At 52.0% G+C, this 19,317-nt stretch carries 15 protein-coding genes and 1 rRNA gene; 12 read left to right on the top strand and 4 right to left on the bottom strand.

The genetic code is table 11. The features are described 5' to 3' along the window. Nucleotides 1–19: 19 nt before the first annotated feature. Nucleotides 20–568, top strand: coding sequence for a spermidine N1-acetyltransferase (speG, locus tag ABD035_RS16485; protein WP_025902337.1), 549 nt, complete (start codon nucleotides 20–22; stop codon nucleotides 566–568). A 59-nt stretch (nucleotides 569–627) separates the two neighbouring features. Here speG and ABD035_RS16480 read toward each other — a convergent pair whose 3' ends face one another. Next, on the bottom strand, nucleotides 628–963 hold the full coding sequence (locus tag ABD035_RS16480; protein ID WP_212714586.1) for a DUF2002 family protein: 336 nt from the start codon (nucleotides 961–963) through the stop codon (nucleotides 628–630). A 152-nt stretch (nucleotides 964–1,115) separates the two neighbouring features. Between ABD035_RS16480 and ABD035_RS16475 the strand changes: the two genes are divergently transcribed. From ABD035_RS16475 to emrB, 7 genes are all read left to right on the top strand, one after another. Then, nucleotides 1,116–1,406 (top strand): DUF883 family protein, encoded by a 291-nt coding sequence (locus ABD035_RS16475; RefSeq protein WP_212714585.1) that lies wholly within the window; start codon nucleotides 1,116–1,118, stop codon nucleotides 1,404–1,406. 1,088 nt (nucleotides 1,407–2,494) lie between these two features. Continuing rightward, nucleotides 2,495–3,688: a glycine betaine/L-proline ABC transporter ATP-binding protein ProV gene (proV, locus tag ABD035_RS16470; protein ID WP_212714584.1), complete on the top strand. Its 1,194-nt coding sequence runs from the start codon at nucleotides 2,495–2,497 to the stop codon at nucleotides 3,686–3,688. Beyond that, nucleotides 3,688–4,872: a glycine betaine/L-proline ABC transporter permease ProW gene (proW, locus tag ABD035_RS16465; protein WP_212714583.1), complete on the top strand. Its 1,185-nt coding sequence runs from the start codon at nucleotides 3,688–3,690 to the stop codon at nucleotides 4,870–4,872. The genes proV and proW overlap by 1 nt, the downstream gene beginning before the upstream one ends. Nucleotides 4,873–4,922: 50 nt before the next feature. Continuing rightward, the gene (gene proX, locus ABD035_RS16460; protein ID WP_212714582.1) at nucleotides 4,923–5,918 is read left to right on the top strand and encodes a glycine betaine/L-proline ABC transporter substrate-binding protein ProX; all 996 of its coding nucleotides are present in this window, start codon (nucleotides 4,923–4,925) and stop codon (nucleotides 5,916–5,918) included. Nucleotides 5,919–6,295: 377 nt separating this feature from the next. Next, nucleotides 6,296–6,805 carry a transcriptional repressor MprA gene (gene mprA / locus ABD035_RS16455; RefSeq protein WP_343871215.1) on the top strand — a complete coding sequence of 170 codons (510 nt, stop codon included), beginning with the start codon at nucleotides 6,296–6,298 and terminating at the stop codon, nucleotides 6,803–6,805. A gap of 152 nt (nucleotides 6,806–6,957) precedes the next feature. Continuing rightward, on the top strand, nucleotides 6,958–8,124 hold the full coding sequence (gene emrA, locus ABD035_RS16450; RefSeq protein ID WP_212714580.1) for a multidrug efflux MFS transporter periplasmic adaptor subunit EmrA: 1,167 nt from the start codon (nucleotides 6,958–6,960) through the stop codon (nucleotides 8,122–8,124). Nucleotides 8,125–8,141: 17 nt separating this feature from the next. Further along, complete coding sequence (gene emrB / locus ABD035_RS16445) at nucleotides 8,142–9,686, top strand: multidrug efflux MFS transporter permease subunit EmrB (protein ID WP_425579735.1); 1,545 nt, start codon at nucleotides 8,142–8,144, stop codon at nucleotides 9,684–9,686. 54 nt (nucleotides 9,687–9,740) lie between these two features. Here emrB and ABD035_RS16440 read toward each other — a convergent pair whose 3' ends face one another. After that, nucleotides 9,741–10,748 carry a tRNA/rRNA methyltransferase gene (locus ABD035_RS16440; RefSeq protein ID WP_343871211.1) on the bottom strand — a complete coding sequence of 336 codons (1,008 nt, stop codon included), beginning with the start codon at nucleotides 10,746–10,748 and terminating at the stop codon, nucleotides 9,741–9,743. 173 nt (nucleotides 10,749–10,921) lie between these two features. On the opposite strand from ABD035_RS16440, the gene trxC reads away from it, so the two are divergent. From trxC to pssA, 4 genes are all read left to right on the top strand, one after another. After that, a complete protein-coding gene (trxC, locus tag ABD035_RS16435) occupies nucleotides 10,922–11,344 on the top strand; it encodes a thioredoxin TrxC (protein WP_212714577.1) in 423 nt (140 codons plus the stop codon). A gap of 77 nt (nucleotides 11,345–11,421) precedes the next feature. Continuing rightward, a complete protein-coding gene (locus tag ABD035_RS16430) occupies nucleotides 11,422–12,123 on the top strand; it encodes a tRNA-uridine aminocarboxypropyltransferase (protein WP_212714576.1) in 702 nt (233 codons plus the stop codon). Nucleotides 12,124–12,153: 30 nt separating this feature from the next. Continuing rightward, nucleotides 12,154–14,799 carry a bifunctional acetate--CoA ligase family protein/GNAT family N-acetyltransferase gene (locus tag ABD035_RS16425; RefSeq protein ID WP_343871210.1) on the top strand — a complete coding sequence of 882 codons (2,646 nt, stop codon included), beginning with the start codon at nucleotides 12,154–12,156 and terminating at the stop codon, nucleotides 14,797–14,799. Nucleotides 14,800–14,922: 123 nt separating this feature from the next. Then, complete coding sequence (pssA, locus tag ABD035_RS16420; RefSeq protein WP_212714635.1) at nucleotides 14,923–16,278, top strand: CDP-diacylglycerol--serine O-phosphatidyltransferase; 1,356 nt, start codon at nucleotides 14,923–14,925, stop codon at nucleotides 16,276–16,278. Between the two features lie 421 nt (nucleotides 16,279–16,699). On the opposite strand, the gene ABD035_RS16415 is transcribed toward pssA, so the two are convergent. Together ABD035_RS16415 and rrf are read right to left on the bottom strand one after the other, a co-directional pair. After that, nucleotides 16,700–17,962, bottom strand: coding sequence for an MFS family transporter (locus ABD035_RS16415; RefSeq protein ID WP_212714571.1), 1,263 nt, complete (start codon nucleotides 17,960–17,962; stop codon nucleotides 16,700–16,702). 1,157 nt (nucleotides 17,963–19,119) lie between these two features. Further along, nucleotides 19,120–19,235: ribosomal RNA gene (gene rrf, locus ABD035_RS16410) — 5S ribosomal RNA — on the bottom strand. Nucleotides 19,236–19,317 lie beyond the last annotated feature (82 nt).

Raw genomic sequence — 19,317 nt, 5'->3', positions numbered from 1 at the left:
AGTCCTTCAGGAACTGCAAATGACGATAAAACTTCGCCCGCTGGAGCGGGAAGACCTGCATTTTGTCCACCAGCTGGATAACAATGCCAGTGTAATGCGCTACTGGTTTGAAGAGCCGTATGAAGCCTTCGTGGAGCTGACCGACCTGTATAATAAGCATATTCATGATCAGACAGAGCGCCGGTTTGTGGTCGAGCATGCGGGTGTAAACGCAGGACTGGTGGAACTGGTCGAAATCAATCATGTCCACCGGCGCGCTGAGTTTCAGATAATTATCGACCCGGCTCACCAGGGGAAAGGGCTGGCCAGTCAGGCCGCCAGGCTGGCGATGGAATATGGCTTTTCGGTGCTGAATCTCTATAAACTCTATCTCATTGTTGATGAGGAAAACGAGAAAGCGATTCATATCTATAGCAAGCTGGGGTTCGAAACCGAAGGGGTGTTGAAACACGAGTTTTTCATCAACGGGGAATACCGAAACACTATCCGTATGTGTATTTTCCAGCATCAGTTTCTGGAGAAATTTAAACCTCACCGGGCACCGATGGTTAAGCCGACGGCACAGTGAGTGCGGGGTGACAAACAGCCAGGCCCCGGGCTGTTTGTCACTGCCGGTTGTATCACCGCTTATCCAAAGACGCCACTGAGATAGCGTTCCAGGGCCATTCTGGAACTGAACCCATGAGGGATACCGTAATGTTCCTGCTCGTCTGTCGACAGGTAGAGCGGAAACTCTTTATAGTGATCACTGGTTTTGATGTCTGATGCCGGTTCAGCAAAATGCTGGCTCTTTTCTTTTAATGTCGGATGAATGACTAAAGCCGTTCTCCCTAACCGGGCTTCCCGGTTGACATAGACATAGTTTTCACCCCTGCGGTACCCGTAAGTTTTAGGTGTCACCAGATCCATTTCAAAACCCGCTTTTTCCAGTACACGGGCCACTTCATCCGGACGTAAATACATAGTAAATCCCCTCAATTCTTATCATGCCGGCTCACTGTAACGCAGCCACCCTGCCTTGTGGCTCGGATCATTCGGAATTTTCCTTAACTGACAGCATAGTCCAAATCCCGGGCTATGCTTATTAACAGGTTGATATAACACGGAGAGAAAAAATGCCAACGAAATACAAAAAGTCTGAAGCCGAAGAAAGTGAACTGGAAGTGGGTGAACTCGCAGACAGCCTTGAAGCATTACTGAAGTCTTATTCTGATGATGCTCAGGATGGTCTGGAAGAGGCACAGAAAAATGCTCAGCAGTTACTGAAAAAAGCGCGTGCCACCCTGAAGGGGGATGACGGTGAAACCTGTTGCGCAGGTAACTGGATCCGTGAAAATCCGCTGCCTGCCGCCGGTATTGGTGCTGCTGTCGGTGTGGTCTTCGGAATTTTGTTAGCGAAACGTTAATATCAGTTCCGGGATCTCTGCTCCCGGTTAACGGCAGTCGTCCCGTTAACCGGGAGCTTGTTACCGATGTATTCCGCTACTCTCATGACAATCTGTGTCAAAAATTTACCCGTCTGCGGCTGCCGTTATTTCCCCTTCGCATGAGCCTTATCACTACTGATATTTCCCTTGTACCCTCTGTTGTTAGCCGGATATTTCCGGTCACGATCACAGCGTCAAACCCTGCTAATCTCCTGGCCGAATTTCGTCTGCGTTCCCTCGCGGAACTACCCGATATTTTCCGGTGATGAAAAAAAATATCGATGAACCCCGGCAACCTGTCAGCGCCCTATATTTACCTTATCTGCCTCAATGACAGAAAATAATAAAGATAACATTCTGGTAATATCCACTCATTATCGCCATCACCGAGACGGGGCTGTTTTTATGGAGATTCCATTAACAGCAGGCAGAATAAACATCTCTGCCGATGAGACTGACTGATATTACTTCGACCTGCTTCCTGCGAATACCTGCGGCCTCAGACCTGCCGGAGCGAAAGGCGGAAAAACAGAAAAACAGAGCAGGCCCCCCTGCCCGCAACAATATTAAAAACCACAAAACAGGCTAAACTCCAGCATAAAAACACATATTAACAACAAAAACACGGAACAATAAACCACCAGAAACAGAGTGAACACGGGTTATATAAATCATTCCATCGCTGCAGTGTTATTCCCCATCAATACCAGGGTATTCACTCAATTATCTGTCGCATAGGTCATAAATAGTATACAGAAGGCGAAAATGACTTACGGTTAAAATAACGTCTTTTTTTAATGATGAATTTCAGCCAGTTGGATCACACTCCCGGTTTATTATTCTCAAAGAATGACGTAGCAGAGGTAAATAATCTGATAACTTACCGGATGCCATGTATCCCTTGTCAGTACTGCGCTGACGGGAAATATCACGCCCGATATCCACCGGAATTAACAAAGTCAAGGGTTGTCAGATATTCTGAGTATGGTACGGTTATATAAGTACATCACCCTCCGGACAATATAAATCCATGAAAAAATAAATATAACCCAGGAAAATACGACCGAATGGCAATTAAACTTGAAGTAAAAAATCTATATAAAATTTTTGGCGATCATCCGGGAAAAGCCTTCAAATATCTGGAGAAGGGGCTCAATAAAGAGCAGATTCTGGATAAAACAGGGCTTTCAGTGGGTGTCAACGACGCCAGTCTGGCCATTGAAGAAGGCGAGATTTTTGTGATCATGGGATTATCCGGTTCCGGAAAATCCACCATGGTTCGCCTTCTCAATCGTCTGATCGAACCCACCCGGGGTCAGGTTCTCATTGACGGTCTGGATATCGCGAAGATACCCGAATCTCAGCTGAGAGAGATCCGCCGCAGCAAAATCAGCATGGTCTTCCAGTCTTTTGCACTGATGCCCCATATGAACGTCGTGAATAATACGGCCTTTGGTATGGAGCTGGCCGGGATCCCGCCAAAAGAGCGTGAAACCAAAGCGATGGATGCCTTGCGTCAGGTGGGCCTGGAGAAATATGCACACTCCTTCCCTGATGAACTCTCAGGCGGCATGCGTCAGCGTGTCGGTCTTGCCCGTGCACTGGCGATTAACCCTGATATCCTGCTGATGGATGAGGCGTTTTCTGCACTCGACCCCTTAATTCGTACTGAAATGCAGGATGAGTTGGTCAAACTGCAAACCCGTCAGCAACGTACCATCGTGTTTATCTCTCATGATTTAGACGAAGCGATGCGTATCGGGGACAGAATTGCCATCATGCAAAACGGTGAAGTTGTTCAGGTCGGTACACCGGACGAAATCCTGAATAACCCGGCCAATGACTATGTGAAAACCTTCTTCCGGGGGGTGGATATCAGTCAGGTCTTTAGTGCGAAAGACATCGCCCGCCGTGGTGCGGATGGACTCCTGCGAAAAACACCTGGTTTTGGCCCGCGTTCAGCATTGCAGTTGCTGCGGGATAAAGACAGAGAATACGGTTACGTGCTGGACAAACAGAAGTTTGCCGGGATTGTTTCCGGTGATTCGTTACAAAAAGCTCTGGAAAACGGGGCCCCTCTGGAAAGCGCATTCCTGGAAAGTCCTGAACCGATTCCGGCAACGACACCATTGAATGAAATATTTTCGCACGTTGCCGCAGCACCTTGTGCTGTCCCTGTCACTGACGAAGATAACCAGTATGTCGGCATTATTTCAAAGAGCAGTCTGTTAAAGGCTCTGGATCGCGAGGGTAATCAGTAATGAGTAAACCAGACACTAATCCATGGGGTGATTCTGCAGCGACCAGCAGCGCAGCACCGGCACATACCGCGGCCCCGGCGGCCGACAGCAGTGCCAGCGATCCCTGGGGCGCAACCTCTTCTGCACCAGCCAGCAGCACACCCGATAGCAGCAATGCCGGGGATGCGTGGAGCAGTGGCGGTGACAGCAGCAGCCATGCAGCCGCGTCCAATGACAGCTGGCTGAATGCACCTGCAGCCCCTGCCCATGAACATTTTAATATTATGGACCCGTTCCATAAGACGTTAATCCCACTGGATAGTTGGGTGACACACGGCATTGACTGGGTGGTCAATAATTTCCGTCCGGTGTTCCAGGGGATACGTGTCCCCATCGACTACATACTGAGTGCATTTCAGCATTTACTGACGTCGATGCCTTCACCTGTGGCCATCCTGATCTTCACCCTGATCGCCTGGCAGATGACAACCGGCGGGATGGGCATTGCGACCCTGATCTCACTGGTGGTAATCGGGGCTATCGGTGCCTGGGGCGATGCGATGGTCACGCTCTCACTGGTACTGACCTCCCTGCTGTTCTGTATTGTCATCGGTTTGCCGCTGGGTATCTGGCTGGCACGCAGTGACCGGGCGGCGAAAATCATCAGGCCGATCCTGGATGCCATGCAAACCACCCCGGCGTTCGTCTACCTGGTGCCGATTGTAATGCTGTTTGGTATCGGTAATGTGCCGGGCGTCGTGGTCACCATTATCTTCGCCCTACCTCCGATAGTCCGTCTGACCATCCTGGGCATTAAACAGGTGCCGGCTGACCTGATTGAAGCGAGTGAATCATTCGGTGCCAGCCCGCGTCAGATGCTGTTTAAAGTTCAGCTGCCTCTGGCTATGCCCACCATCATGGCCGGGGTGAACCAGACGCTGATGCTGTCTCTGTCAATGGTCGTTATTGCGTCCATGATCGCCGTCGGCGGACTGGGTCAGATGGTCCTGCGGGGTATTGGTCGACTGGATATGGGACTCGCCACCGTCGGCGGTGTCGGGATCGTGATTCTGGCGATTATTCTCGACCGCCTGACGCAGTCTGTGGGTAGCAGCAAACGTCATCGTCTGCAGCGTCACTGGTATCTCACCGGGCCTGTCGGATTACTGTTACGTCCTTTTGTTAAGCATTCAGCGACCAAATAATCAAACGGATACCCGCCCCCTGCGGGTATCCCGATAACTGAGGAAAGACTATGCGCAAACTACTCACAGCGACCACCCTCACTCTGCTGATGGCAGGTCAGACCTATGCTGCCGATCTGCCGGGTAAAGGGATTACCGTTAAACCGGTACAGAGCACCATCAGCGGCGAAACCTTTCAGACATTACTGGTCAGCCGCGCGCTGGAAAAACTGGGTTATACCGTCGATGCTCCGGATGAAGTGGACTACAACGTGGGTTATACCTCGATAGCCTCTGGCGATGCCACCTTCACCGCCGTTAACTGGCAACCCCTGCATGATGATATGTATCAGGCGGCGGGCGGCGATAAAGTCTTTTACCGTGAAGGGACTTATGTCACCGGGGCGGCTCAGGGCTATCTGATCGATAAGAAAACTGCCGATAAATACCACATCACCAATATCGCTCAGCTCAGAGATCCTAAGCTTGCGAAATTATTCGATACCAATGGTGACGGGAAAGCCGATCTGACCGGTTGTACGCCTGGCTGGGGTTGCGAAGCCGTGATTAATCATCAGGTCAACGCTTACTCTCTGCAGAATACCGTACAGGCGAATATGGGTAACTATTCCGCCATGATGGCCGATACGATTTCCCGTTACAAACAAGGGAAACCTATCCTTTACTACACCTGGACACCTTACTGGGTGAGCGACATTCTGAAGCCGGGCCGCGATGTTGTCTGGTTACAGGTTCCGTTCTCGTCATTACCGGGTGCACAGAAAAATGTGGATACCAAATTACCGAACGGTGCCAACTACGGGTTCCCGGTCAACACCATGCATATTGTGGCAAACAAAGCATGGGCATTAAAAAACCCTGCCGCAGCGAAACTCTTCTCTGAGATGCGCCTGCCACTGGCAGATATCAATGCTCAGAATGCCCGTATGTATGCAGGGGAAAGCAGTGATGCCGATATCAACCGTCAGGTCGACGGATGGATCCATGCGCATCAGGCCGTGTTTAATCAATGGGTAAGCGATGCTTTAGCCGCCGCGAAATCCTGATTTTATCCTGCTAAAAAGGGACAGCCTCGGGCTGTCCCTTTTTTTATCTGAACCCGCTCCGGTCCGGGGATCACCGCCGGATAATTTGCCTTTCTGAGGCTGCCCGTCCCTGCCCTGCCTGACTCTAACCTCCGGGTTGTACACATTTGATGCGTTTTCGTCATCATTCCGATTATAAACCAACAAAAAGTCCTTTCCGGACTATTAACTCCCTGAGGGGTTTGCTATCGTTAGCGGCATATTCTTTTAGTCATGTGACTTTCCCACAAGTAATTATTAGCCTCAAAAAATTACCGGGTCACTCTCTGCCACGGGGTATGAGAGTGGTCACTGACTGGAATGGAAACCAAAATAATTATTATCAGTGAGGTAATTCCATGGGAAGTTCATTCTCTCCGATTGAAAAAATGCTCGATGTTTTGGCCGAGCGCCACACCAACTATCCCGTTCATGAAGTCCTGCTGACACGTCTGTGTATGCATATTCAGGGTAAACTGCTCGATAATCGTAATAAAATGCTGAAAGATCGCGGCATCAATGACACCCTGTTTACTGCGCTGATGACGCTGGATGCGCGAGAAAATCAAAGTATTCAACCCTCTGAGCTCAGCTCTGCGCTGGGGTCGTCCCGCACCAACGCCACACGGATTGCGGATGAACTGGAAAAGCGAGGCTGGATTGAGCGTAAGGAAAGCGATAACGACAGACGCTGCCTTCACCTGCATCTGACCCAGAAAGGGTATGACTTCCTGTGTGAAGTGTTGCCACCACAACACGAAAGCCTCAAGCATTTATGGAGTGTGCTGACGGCAGAAGAACAGCAGCAACTGGAAACGCTGTCCAGAAAATTACTGGGCCGCCTGGATGAAATGGACAGTAAAGCCTGAGATGTGGTTGAAAACACGTAAAATGTCATGAAGTGCTAAATCAGTTATTTCAGTTTTGGTTATGCTTCCGTGCCTTTTCCGGCTGCGGCGTCTGTCATCACTTCAGAAAAGCGGGGCTGGAACTTCAAATTTTATCATAGGTGGAGAATTCTATGAGTGCAGGTGAGGAAACTCTGCAGCCCCAACGTAAGAAAAAGAAAGCGCGTAAAACGTTATTAACGCTTCTGGCCGTTCTGTGTGTTGTCATTGCCCTCGGATATTTCGCCTACTGGTTTCTGGTCCTGAGTCATTATCAGGACACGGACGATGCGTATGTCGCAGGGAATCAGGTGCAGATCATGCCGCAGGTCTCCGGGAGTGTGACTAAGGTCTGGTTCGATGATACCGATTACGTTAAACAGGGCGACGTTCTGGTCACTCTGGACAAAACTGACGCCGGGCAGGCTTACGAAAAATCGCTGACTGCACTTGCCACCAGCGTTCGTCAGACCCGCCAGGCAATGATCAACAGTAAACAGTACCTGGCCAACATTACCCTCAAAAAAATCGCCCTTTCGCAGGCTCAGGAAGATTTACAACGCCGTATCCCTTTAGGGAAAGCACAGTTGATCGGTCGGGAAGATTTACAGCACGCCCGTGATGCAGTGACCAGTGCGCAGGCTGCCCTGGATGTGGCAACACAACAATACAATGCTAATCAGGCCATATTGCTGAACACCTCTCTGGAAAATCAGCCGGCCGTTCAGCAAGCCGCGACAGCGGTTCGCGATGCCTGGCTGGCACTGCAGCGGACCGATATCCGCAGCCCGATTGATGGGTATATTTCACGCCGTGCAGTTCAGGTCGGCGCACAGATTACCCCGTCAAGTTCACTGATGGCGGTAGTGCCGGATAAGCAGCTATGGGTTGATGCTAACTTTAAAGAGACTCAACTTGCGGGTGTCCGTATCGGACAACCGGCGACCATTGTTTCTGATCTCTACGGCGATGATGTGGTCTATCACGGTAAGGTCGTCGGTCTGGATATGGGGACCGGTAGCGCCTTTTCCCTGCTTCCGGCGCAGAATGCGACCGGTAACTGGATTAAAGTGGTGCAGCGTTTACCTGTCAGGGTGGATATCGACCCGGCTGACTTAGCAAAACATCCGCTGCGTATCGGCCTGTCCACGCTGGTCACCGTTGATACCAGTGACCCGCAAGGGGCGGTATTGGCCAGTGCCGTGCGTAAAACACCGGCCTATCAAAGTAACGCGCTTGAGTTACAGCTGGATCAGGTGAACCAGGTGATCGCTGGCGTGATCAGGGCGAATGCCGGTTAATGGCCGGGGATAACGTCATGCCACAGAAACCTTTGGAAGGACTTCCGCTGGTCCTGATGACCATTGCCTTATCACTGGCAACGTTCATGCAGGTACTGGACTCCACCATTGCGAACGTTGCTATCCCTACCATAGCAGGGAACCTGGGCGCCTCAAACTCCCAGGGGACCTGGGTTATCACCTCCTTCGGGGTCGCGAACGCTATCTCGATTCCGCTGACCGGGTGGCTTGCCAAACGCTTTGGTGAAGTCAGACTGTTCATGTTATCGACCATCTGTTTTGCTATCGCGTCCTGGGCCTGTGGTATGTCAGGCAGCCTGTCTACCCTGATTTTCTTCCGTGTTATTCAGGGCGTGGTTGCCGGCCCCCTGATCCCGCTATCTCAGAGTCTGCTGCTGAACAACTATCCGCCAGCAAAACGGAGCGTCGCCCTGTCACTTTGGGCGATGACGGTGATTGTGGCCCCGATTTGCGGCCCTATTCTCGGGGGATGGATCAGTGATAATTATCACTGGGGATGGATCTTTTTCATCAATGTGCCGATCGGCATCGTGGTCATTTTACTGAGTCTGCAAACGATCCGCGGCAGGGAGACGCAAATTACCCGGCAGCCGATAGATATTGTCGGACTGGTCAGCCTGGTGATCGGTATCGGTTGTTTGCAGGTCATGCTGGACAGGGGAAAAGAGCTGGACTGGTTTAGTTCGGATGAGATAATCATTCTGACGGTCTTGTCGGTGGTCGCCTTGCTGGTCTTGCTCATCTGGGAGCTGACTGATGACCATCCTATCGTGGATTTATCGCTGTTCCGCTCGCGAAATTTCACTATCGGTTGTGTATCGATCAGCCTGGCCTATATGCTCTATTTCGGTACCATCGTTTTACTGCCCCAGTTGTTGCAGGAGGTCTTCGGGTATACTGCTACCTGGGCCGGGCTGGCCTCTGCGCCGGTCGGAATTTTACCGGTTATCCTGTCACCGATTATCGGACGATTCGCCCATAAGCTTGATATGCGAATGCTGGTGACCTTCAGCTTCATTATGTATGCCGTCTGTTTTTACTGGCGTGCTTATACCTTTGAACCGGCAATGAATTTTGCAGCCAGTGCGTGGCCTCAGTTTATTCAGGGATTTGCGGTCGCCTGCTTCTTTATGCCTCTGACAACCATTACCTTGTCCGGGCTGCCGCCTGAACGCATGGCGGCAGCGTCCAGCCTGTCAAACTTTCTGCGGACACTGGCAGGTTCGATCGGGACTTCGGTCACGACCACCCTCTGGAGTAACCGGGAGTCATTGCATCATAGTCAGCTGGCAGAGTCGGTGACTCCCTATAATCCGAATGCCCAGCAGATGTATCAGAAACTTGAAGGGTTGGGGATGACCCACCAGCAGGCCTCTGGTTACCTGGCGCAACAGATCACCAATCAGGGGTTAATCATTTCTGCCAATGAGATATTCTGGGCGGCAGGTGGCATTTTTATTCTGTTACTGGTGACTATCTGGTTTGCCAGACCCCCGTTTGGCAGTAGCGGCAAATCCAGTGACGGTGGCGGTGCCCATTAGTCCCGGGATATTTCGCAAAAAAAAGCGCCGACCGGCGCTTTTTTTCTGTGCGGCTTAGTGGTTCTGACGCCACCACTCGGCCAGCAGGATCCCTGTGGCTACCGAGACATTCAGACTTTCGACATGGCCGGTACCATCAATCGACAGACTGATGTCGCCCTGTTTCAGCGTTGATTCTGTCAGCCCGTCGCCTTCCTGACCGAGTACCAGTACCATCTTCTCCGGCAGTGTGGCCGCCGACAGAGGCTGACCGGCATGGCTGGAGGTGGTAACGATGGTGTATCCCGCCTGACGGAAAGCCTCCAGGCCCTGCTCAAAGTGACTCGCCGTGATGGCCTGGACATGTTCAGCCCCGCCTTCCGCCGTACGGACAGCTGCACCGGATTCCAGCAATGAAGCATCATCCACCAGAATACCTTTTGCGCCGAAATGCGCACAGCTACGCATAATCGCACCCAGGTTATGCGGGTTACCCACATTTTCTAATGCGAGTACGCACTCTTTTTCAGCAGACTGCGCCAGCCATTCGCTGACATCCTGTCCCATATGTTTCTTGATGATGAAACAGACGCCACCATGGTGCTCGGTGCCCGCCGCTTTTACCAGCTCAGCCTCTTCAACCACATGATAGGCTTTACGGTTAGCAGCCAGCCAGCGCAGGGTTTCACGAAAACGCGGGGTAACGCTCTGTACAAACCATGCACGGACGATGGCTTCAGGGCGGCTCTGGAACAGCGCCTGGCAGGCATTTTCACCATAAACGCGTGTTTCTTCCTGACGCTGCTTACGAATAACTTCAGGATCGATAATATTTCTGACAGGAGAATCCGCATTCGGGGCGGCAGTCTTCGCCGTCGCGCCCTCTTCAGATGGTGCCCGTGAGACCGTGCGCCACGGAGAACGGGATTTCTCTTCCTGACGGCGACCTGGCTCCTGCTGACGTGACGGAGAACGACCTCCTTTGCCTGTTCGCGGATTCCCTGTACGTTGACGGGTATCATCCTCGTTGCGAACATACATCACTTTAACTTTATTGCTTTTGCCTTTTAAATCGTCGCTCATTCTTTCCTCCTGTTCTGGAGCGCGAAGATTACCTGATGTCACGCAGCTAATCTATTAACTTTGCCCATTAATACTGCTATCTATTATAGCTATTGATGGATCCTTCTGGCCCGTAAACGCAGTATGGCAGATAATCAACGATATAATTTGCCTTACATTTATCAGAGGTCATCATGAATACCGTATGCAGCCAATGTCTTGCCATCAACCGCCTGCCTGAAGAAAAGAAAGACGACCACGCGAAATGCGGACGCTGTGCTGAGCCTCTGTTTAGCGGAGAGATTATCAATGCGACCGCGGCCACACTGGATAAATTGCTCCGGGATGACTTACCGGTAGTGATTGATTTCTGGGCCCCCTGGTGCGGTCCTTGTGTCGGATTTGCGCCGGTATTTGAGGATGTCGCCGAAGAACGGGCAACAGAGATGCGTTTTATTAAGGTTAATACGGAGAACGAAGCCGAACTGAGTGCCCGTTTCCGCATCCGCAGTATTCCGACCCTGATGCTGTTTAATCAGGGAAAACATATCGATACTCTGGCCGGTGCATTGCCGAAAGCCGGTTTTGAACAATGGCTGGATGAACCTCGCGGATAACCGCCCCCCTCCGGGAAAATTACGCAGTGATCACCTTTTTGATTTACACTGCAGTTTTCCCGGATAACAAGATACCTATGCCAGATAATGCCGTACTGACACTCAGGGCAAACCGCCTTGCGCGATCCACCCGCCCCTTCCTTGCCCGGGGCAACCGGGTCGTCCGGTGTCAGCGTTGCCTGCTCCCCGTTCCCCGCTGTTTATGTCACACCATCACTCCCGTCCCGGCACGGAGCCAGTTTTGTCTGGTGATGTTTGATACCGAACCGATGAAACCGAGCAATACCGGACGACTGATTGCCGATATTCTGCCGGAAACCACAGCCTACGAATGGTCCCGCACCGCGCCTCCGCCGGCATTGCTGGAGACGGTAAATAATGACCTGCTGCAGCCGCTGGTCGTCTTTCCCGGCCACTATGCGGCCCCCGGCAGAGAAGTTATCACTACCCCGCCGCGCGAGGGGAAGCCGCCGCTGTTTATTATGCTGGATGGCACCTGGACCGAAGCCGCAAAAATGTTTCGAAAAAGCCCCTGGATGGACCGGTTTCCGGTAATGTCATTAAATGTCACCCGTCCATCCCGTTACAGCCTGCGGGAATCACCGGGGGCCGGACAGCATTGCACCGCGGAAGTCGCTATCGCATTACTGGAACAGGCCGGTGATGAAGCAGCAGCGACCGGGTTACTGAACCATTTTGAATGTTTTCGTGAACGTTATCTGGCTGGAAAACCTTCTCACCAGGCGTACCTCACAGAAAAACAGCAACAACAGGAATAAACTGCAGCAGGATATCTCAGGAGAAATATAATGAGCCAGCGTGGCCTTGAAGCATTACTGAAACCCGCCTCGGTCGCAGTGATCGGTGCTTCGGAGAAGCCTGGTCGCGCCGGTCACCTGATGATGCGTAACCTGCTTGCCGGGGGCTTTAAAGGTCCGGTACTGCCGGTCAACCCGGGCTGGACCTCGGTCTGCGGCGTACTGGCTTATCCCTCAGTGGATAAGCTCCCGCTGATCCCGGACCTGGCCGTTATCTGCACGCATGCCTCACGTAACACAGATATCCTGCGACAACTTGCGGCCATCGGCTGTAAAGCCTGTATTATTCTGTCCGCTCCCCGCGATCAACAGCCCGGACTGAAGCGGCTGGCGGGTGAATTGGGTATGCGTATTCTCGGCCCGAACAGTCTGGGACTGCTGGCCCCCTGGCAGGGGATCAACGCCAGTTTTTCTCCGGTGCCGATACGCCGCGGCAGGCTGGCGTTCATTTCACAATCTGCCGCCGTCTCCAATACCCTGCTCGACTGGGCGCAGCAACGACATCTGGGATTTTCGTGGTTTATCGGGCTGGGAGACAGCGTTGATATTGCCGTCGATGATGTCCTCGACTTTCTTGCCAGGGACAGCAAAACCAGTGCAATCCTGCTGTCGCTGGAAAATCTGCAGGATGCCCGGCGTTTTGTGTCAGCCTCCCGCAGTGCTTCGCGTAATAAGCCCATTCTGGTGATCAAAAGCGGTCGCTGTTATGAGGCAAGAGAATTGCTGGATGCCACAGAAAGTCTGGATGCCGCCTGGGATGCCGCCATCCGCCGTGCCGGGATGCTGCGGGTCAAAGATACACATGAACTTTTTTCTGCCGTCGAAACCCTGAGTCATATGCGCCCCCTGCGCGGTGAACGGCTATTTATTATCAGTAACGGTGCGGCCCCCGCGGCCCTTGCGCTGGATGAACTTCATACCCGAAAAGGCGTTCTGGCTCCGATGAGCCCGGAGCTGACACAAGCGTTACAATCGGTGTTGCCGCCCACCGTTCGTACAGGTAACCCGCTCAATCTGCAGGATGATGCAACCACGGAACGTTACCTGTCCGTGATGACCCCGTTACTGGACTGTCAGGATATCGATGCGCTGATGATCATCCATGCGCCCAGTGCCGTCTCTCCGGCCAGTGAATGTGCCATGGAGATCATCCGCCGGGTGAGGGAACATCCCCGCGGCAGGCGGTTAACTCTGCTGACCAACTGGTGCGGTGAATACTCGTCACGGGAAGCACGGGAAGCCTTTACTCAGGCGGGGATCCCGACCTGGCGTACTCCGGAAGGAACGATTACCGCATTTATGCATATGGTGGAATACCGGCGTAACCAGCAGCAACTCCGCGAAACGCCGGCCCGGCCGGCCGGTATGCCGCAACGGCATCTGAATCTGCGTCAGCGGTTACAGCAAACACTGTCTGCCGGGAACAGGCATCTGGATACACACGAAGTACAGACGCTGTTTCGCGGGTATGGGCTGAATACTCTGTCTACCTGGGTGGCGGCCGACAGCCAGCAGGCGGTCAGGGTTGCCGAAAATATCGGATACCCGGTCGCGCTGAAATTACGTTCTCCGGATATTCCCCATAAATCTGAGATTCAGGGGGTAATGCTGTATCTTCATACCCCGGCCGATGTTCGCCGGGCGGCAGACGCTATCCTGAGCCGGGCCCGCCAGGCCTGGCCGGAAGCAGATATCCGTGGTCTTATCGTTCAGAGTATGGCGCGGCGGGCCGGTGCTGAAGAGCTGAGAATTTCCGTACAGTCAGATCCGCTTTTCGGACCCGTAATCCTTCTGGGCGAAGGCAATGGTGAATGGAAAAGTGATCTGCCCCTGGCGGTAGCCCTTCCGCCGCTGAATATGACTCTGGCAAAAAACCTGGTCGAGCGGGCCATCACGCTGGGCGCCATCCGCGGAAGAAATGCCTTGCAGGCTCTGGATATTACAGCGGTCAGCGAATGCCTGGTGCGGATTTCGACAATGATTATCGACTGCCCTGAAATTGAGTGGCTGGATATCCATCCGCTGCTGGCGGCAGGAGACCAGCTGACCCTGCTCGATGCCACGGTGTCGCTGGCACCGTTCAATGGCGAAAGTGAATCACGCCTTGCCATCCGGCCCTATCCGCAACGCCTGGAAGAGCAGGTGATACTGAAAAACGGTCAACAGGTACTCTTCCGGCCTATCCTCCCGGAAGATGAACCGGGCCTGAAGGCCTTTATTTCAAAAGTCACGAAAGAAGATCTCTATTATCGCTATTTCAGTGAGATCAATGAATTTACCCACGATGACCTCGCCAACATGACACAGATTGATTATGACCGTGAAATGGCTATAGTCGCTGTTCAGTCTGTCGGTGATCAGGAAGAGATTATCGGAGTGACCCGCGCGATTTCAGATGCTGATAATATCGATGCGGAATTTTCCGTGCTGGTCCGTTCAGATCTGAAGAATATCGGGCTTGGCCGCCGGCTGCTGGAGAAGATGATTGCCTACACTCGCCAGCATGGACTGCATCGCCTTAACGGCATCACACTTCCCCGTAATCAGGGGATGATGACACTGGCAGGAAAGCTGGGGTTCAGCGTGGAAAGACAAGCGGATGAGGACGTCGTTACACTCCGCCTTCCGCTACGTTAAGGTTTGAAAAGCGTACAGAAAAGTAAAATTGCCACGACAGGACATGGTTAATGTTACACTTGCCCTTCAGACCATGACTTTTTCGGTTAAAACGTACATTGAACAGAGAAGAAGCGCATTGTGATATTGTCAAAATTTAAACTCAATAATCACCAACAGTACCTCGCGCAACTGCCCGGACTCGCCCAATCTGCTGCTGATTTCACGATGCTGTATTCTGCAGTAGAGTTTCACCAGACCTTACTGAAAAAAATTTCGGCGGCAACGACCCGTATTTGCCTGGTCGCACTTTATCTGGAAAATGATGAAGGCGGCCGGAGTGTGATGGATGCCCTGTATGCTGCTAAACGCGCTAATCCTGACCTCGACATCACTATTTGCGTTGACTGGCACCGCGCACAGCGTGGTCGTATCGGTGCCGCCCGTGGAGTGACCAATGCCGACTGGTATTGCGAAATGGCTGCAGCTCAGCCGGATATTGCGATCCCTGTTTACGGCATTCCGGTGAATACCCGCGAAGCACTCGGGGTACTGCATCTGAAAGGCTTTATTATTGATGACTGCGTGATCTACAGTGGTGCCAGTCTGAATAATGTCTATCTGCATCAGGAAGACCGCTATCGTTATGACCGTTACCAGGTTATCCGTAATGCCGCCTTAGCCGATACCATGTCTGAATGGATTGATATCAATCTGAAGCAGGCCGAAGCGGTTCACCGTCTGGATCAGTCTGAACGCCCTTCCAGCCCGGAAATTAAGAGTGATACAAAGCAATTCCGTCAGGAATTACGCACTTTTAATTATGAATTCGAAGACCAGTCTGCCGAAGGGCAGCTGACCGTGACGCCTCTGGTCGGCCTGGGTAAGAATAACATTCTCAACCAGACTATTTTTCATCTGATGCCCTGCGCAGAATACAAATTAACTATCTGTACTCCGTACTTTAATATGCCGGCGATCCTGGTCAGAAATATCATCCGGCTGTTACGTCAGGGTAAGCAGGTTGAGATTATCGTCGGTGATAAAACCGCGAATGATTTTTATATTCCGCCGGAAGAGCCGTTTAAAATCATCGGTGCACTGCCTTATCTGTATGAAATTAACCTGCGACGTTTCGTCAGCCGGTTGCAATACTATGTCGATAATCAGCAACTCACCGTGCGTCTCTGGAAAGACGGAGAAAACAGCTATCATCTGAAAGGGATATGGGTCGATGATGAGTGGATGCTGTTGACCGGTAACAATCTGAATCCCCGGGCCTGGCGTCTCGATCTCGAAAATGCCATTCTTATCCATGATCCTCAGCAGCAACTGCTGGATCAGAAAGTGAAAGAACTGGCATTGATCCGTGAACACACCACGATCCTGAATCACTACAATGAGCTGGAAAGCATTGCTGAATATCCGGCCAGGATTAAAAAACTGATCCGTCGCCTGCGCAGGATCAGAATCGATCGCCTGATCAGCCGTATCCTGTAATTTCCCTCAGCCCCGGTCCCGGGGCTGTCTGATAGCCCTCTTCGGTTTTTTCCTGTGTGCATACCAACGATAACATCAGACGCGTGCTGAACATCGGTGTCAGAACGACCTGCGGCTATCTGCAGGTAGTCACCGGTCAGTCAGGGAATTGCCCCCACACCCCGCATAGCCACATTCGGCCGGATACGGTACCTGAAAAGCATCCTCATCACAGGGCTGTCAGACGGCTCTCTTCGGTTTTTTCCTGTTTGCGTACCAATGATAGCCTCAGAAGCATGCTGAGCATCGGAGAGAGAACGACCTGCGGCTGTCTGCAGGTAGTCACCGGTCAGTCAGGGAATTGCCCCCACACCCCGCATAGCCACATTCGGCCGGATACGGTACATAAAAAAACAGCCCCTTGCGGGGCTGTTCTGACGCACTACAGCTTTATTTCTTTTCCTTTCCGGTGCAGCCCCAGCGCTATCAGGAAACTGATGGCTCCCATGGCCGATACGTACCAGAAGAAACTACTCTCAATACCGCTATCTTTTAGCAGCAGCGCAACATACTCCGCAGAGCCACCAAAAATCGCATTGGCTAATGCGTAAGGTAAGCCGACACCCAGAGCACGGATTTCCGCCGGGAACATCTCAGCCTTCAGGACGCCGCTGATCGCGGTATAGAAACTGGTGATCAATAGCGCCAGCACAACCAGCACCAGGGTAAAGACGGTGCTGCTGCCAGGTGTTTTCAGCAATGTCAGTAATGGCACGGTGAAAAGGGTCACCCCGGCACCAAAAATCAGCATAGATGCCCTGCGCCCGATTTTATCTGACAGGGCACCGATCAGAGGCTGCAGGATCATAAACACCAGTAATGCCCCGGTCATGATCAGGCTGGCAGTTTTTACATTCAGTCCTGCCGTGTTCACCAGGTACTTCTGCATATACGTCGTGAAGGTATAAAAACTGAGTGATCCCCCCGCCGTAAAGCCAATCACCATCAGGAAAGGACGCCAGTGATTTTTCAGTAATCCGCTCAGACTCCCGGCATCTTTGTGACCACGGGTTTCACTATCAGAAGTCTCATGCAATGAACGGCGCAGCCAGACAGCGATAACTGCCAGCACTGCACCGAGAAAGAACGGTATCCGCCATCCCCAGGCGCGCAATTCTGCATCGGACAGGATCATCTGCAGGATAACGACGGTCAGCACTGCCAGCAGTTGTCCGCCAATCAGCGTGACGTACTGAAATGATGCATAAAAGCCCTTACGGCCTTCGACAGCGACTTCACTCATATAGGTGGCACTGGTACCGTATTCACCGCCAACAGAGAGCCCCTGAAGCATACGGGCCAGCAGTAATAAGGCCGGAGCCATCACCCCGATAGAATCATAGGAAGGCAGGCAGGCAATCACGAGGGAACCAAAACACATCATACAGACAGAGATGAGCATGGAGTTTTTGCGACCATAGCGATCCGCAACATACCCGAAGACCCAGCCTCCAATAGGACGCATCAGGAAGCCGGCAGCAAAAATACCCGCCGTTTTTAACAGCTGGGAAGTGGTATCTCCTTCAGGGAAGAAGATATGGGCAAAATATAAGGAAAAGAATGAATAGACATAGAAGTCGAACCATTCGACCAGGTTTCCTGAAGAAGCACCGACTATAGCTTTAATGCGATCTGTGTTAGTCATTGGTGGTTGTGTATCTGCAGAAGCGGCCGCAGAAAGATGACTCTTTGACATGAATGGCCTTAATCGTTATTAGACATTTATTGGTCATTCCAGCATAAGTATCACAGAAGTAAAGTAAAGCTCATTTATCATTTTTCGTTATATCAAAAGACGGCTTTATAGAAAAATAACAGAAGATAGGAAAAACTGTGCATTTTTCAGTCATTAAAACCAGTTTTGCAAACAAATCTGGTATCTATCGCTGGGTTATTTTCAAAAAATGGAATACTGAATCACGCGTTATACTGCCTCTTTTAGTTAAGACCGACTGATATAAGGTGACGGACTGATGACGTAATCCTCGTTATTACTGATGTACAAGAGGATGAATGTAAGACTTTTCGGTAAGACGGCCATTCTGCGGCCTCAGGACGGGATAAATCCGCATTTTTACTAGGGAGGCCAGGACTCAGTAAGCCTTCCTGGAGACGACTTCCCCTGCGTATTAGCGCCGGTTTTTCCTTATTACTCCGGCAGAAATAGCGACTCCGTACAGTATTCTGCCGTCTGAGTCAGGACTGCGGCGATCTTACGGAGCCTTCTGTGCCCGTTTTACCAGCCCGGAACGCAAAAAGGCCGCCCGTCAGGGCATAGTAAGCCTTCAAAGACACTTTTCTCCCCGCGTATTAGCGCCGGTTTCCTCATCACTGCAGCAGGACTTACCATTCCGTACAGTATTCTGCCGTCTGAGTCAGGACTGCGGCGATCTTACGGAGCCTTCTGTGCCCGTTTTACCAGCCCGGAACGCAAAAAGGCCGCCCGTCAGGGCGTAGTAAGCCTTCATAGAGACGATTCTCACCGCATATCAGTGCCCGTTTTTCCTCATAACTCCAGCAGGAATTACCGTTCTGCACAGTATTCTGCCGTCTGAGTCAGGGCGGCGATCTTACGGAGCCTTCTGTGCCCGTTTTCCCGCCCCGGAATGCAAAAAGGCCGCCCGTCAGGGCGGCCTCTGCCTTTTCTCACCGCCGGCACCGGAGGTTTCCCTTCCTGCACCGCAGTTACGCTGAAGTATTCTGTTCTGCCGTACCGCAGGCGGGCCTTCCGTACGGACTTTCCTGATAACGCGCCATAACAAAAAGGCCATCCGTGAGGATGGCCTGTCTGTTTTATTGGATGCCTGGCAGTTCCCTACTCTCGCATGGGGAGACCCCACACTACCATCGGCGCTACGGCGTTTCACTTCTGAGTTCGGCATGGGGTCAGGTGGGACCACCGCGCTCTTGCCGCCAGGCAAATTCTTGTGCTGTGTCCTGTGTCTTTTTCACTGATACTGCGTTGGCTGCCTTTGTGCTGTTCAGTCACATACTCATGTA

This window comes from Tatumella terrea (assembly GCF_039523755.1).
Classification (GTDB): Bacteria; Pseudomonadota; Gammaproteobacteria; order Enterobacterales; family Enterobacteriaceae; genus Tatumella; species Tatumella terrea.
Note: the sequence above shows the minus strand (reverse complement) of the source record. Positions and strands in the feature narration are given on the sequence as shown.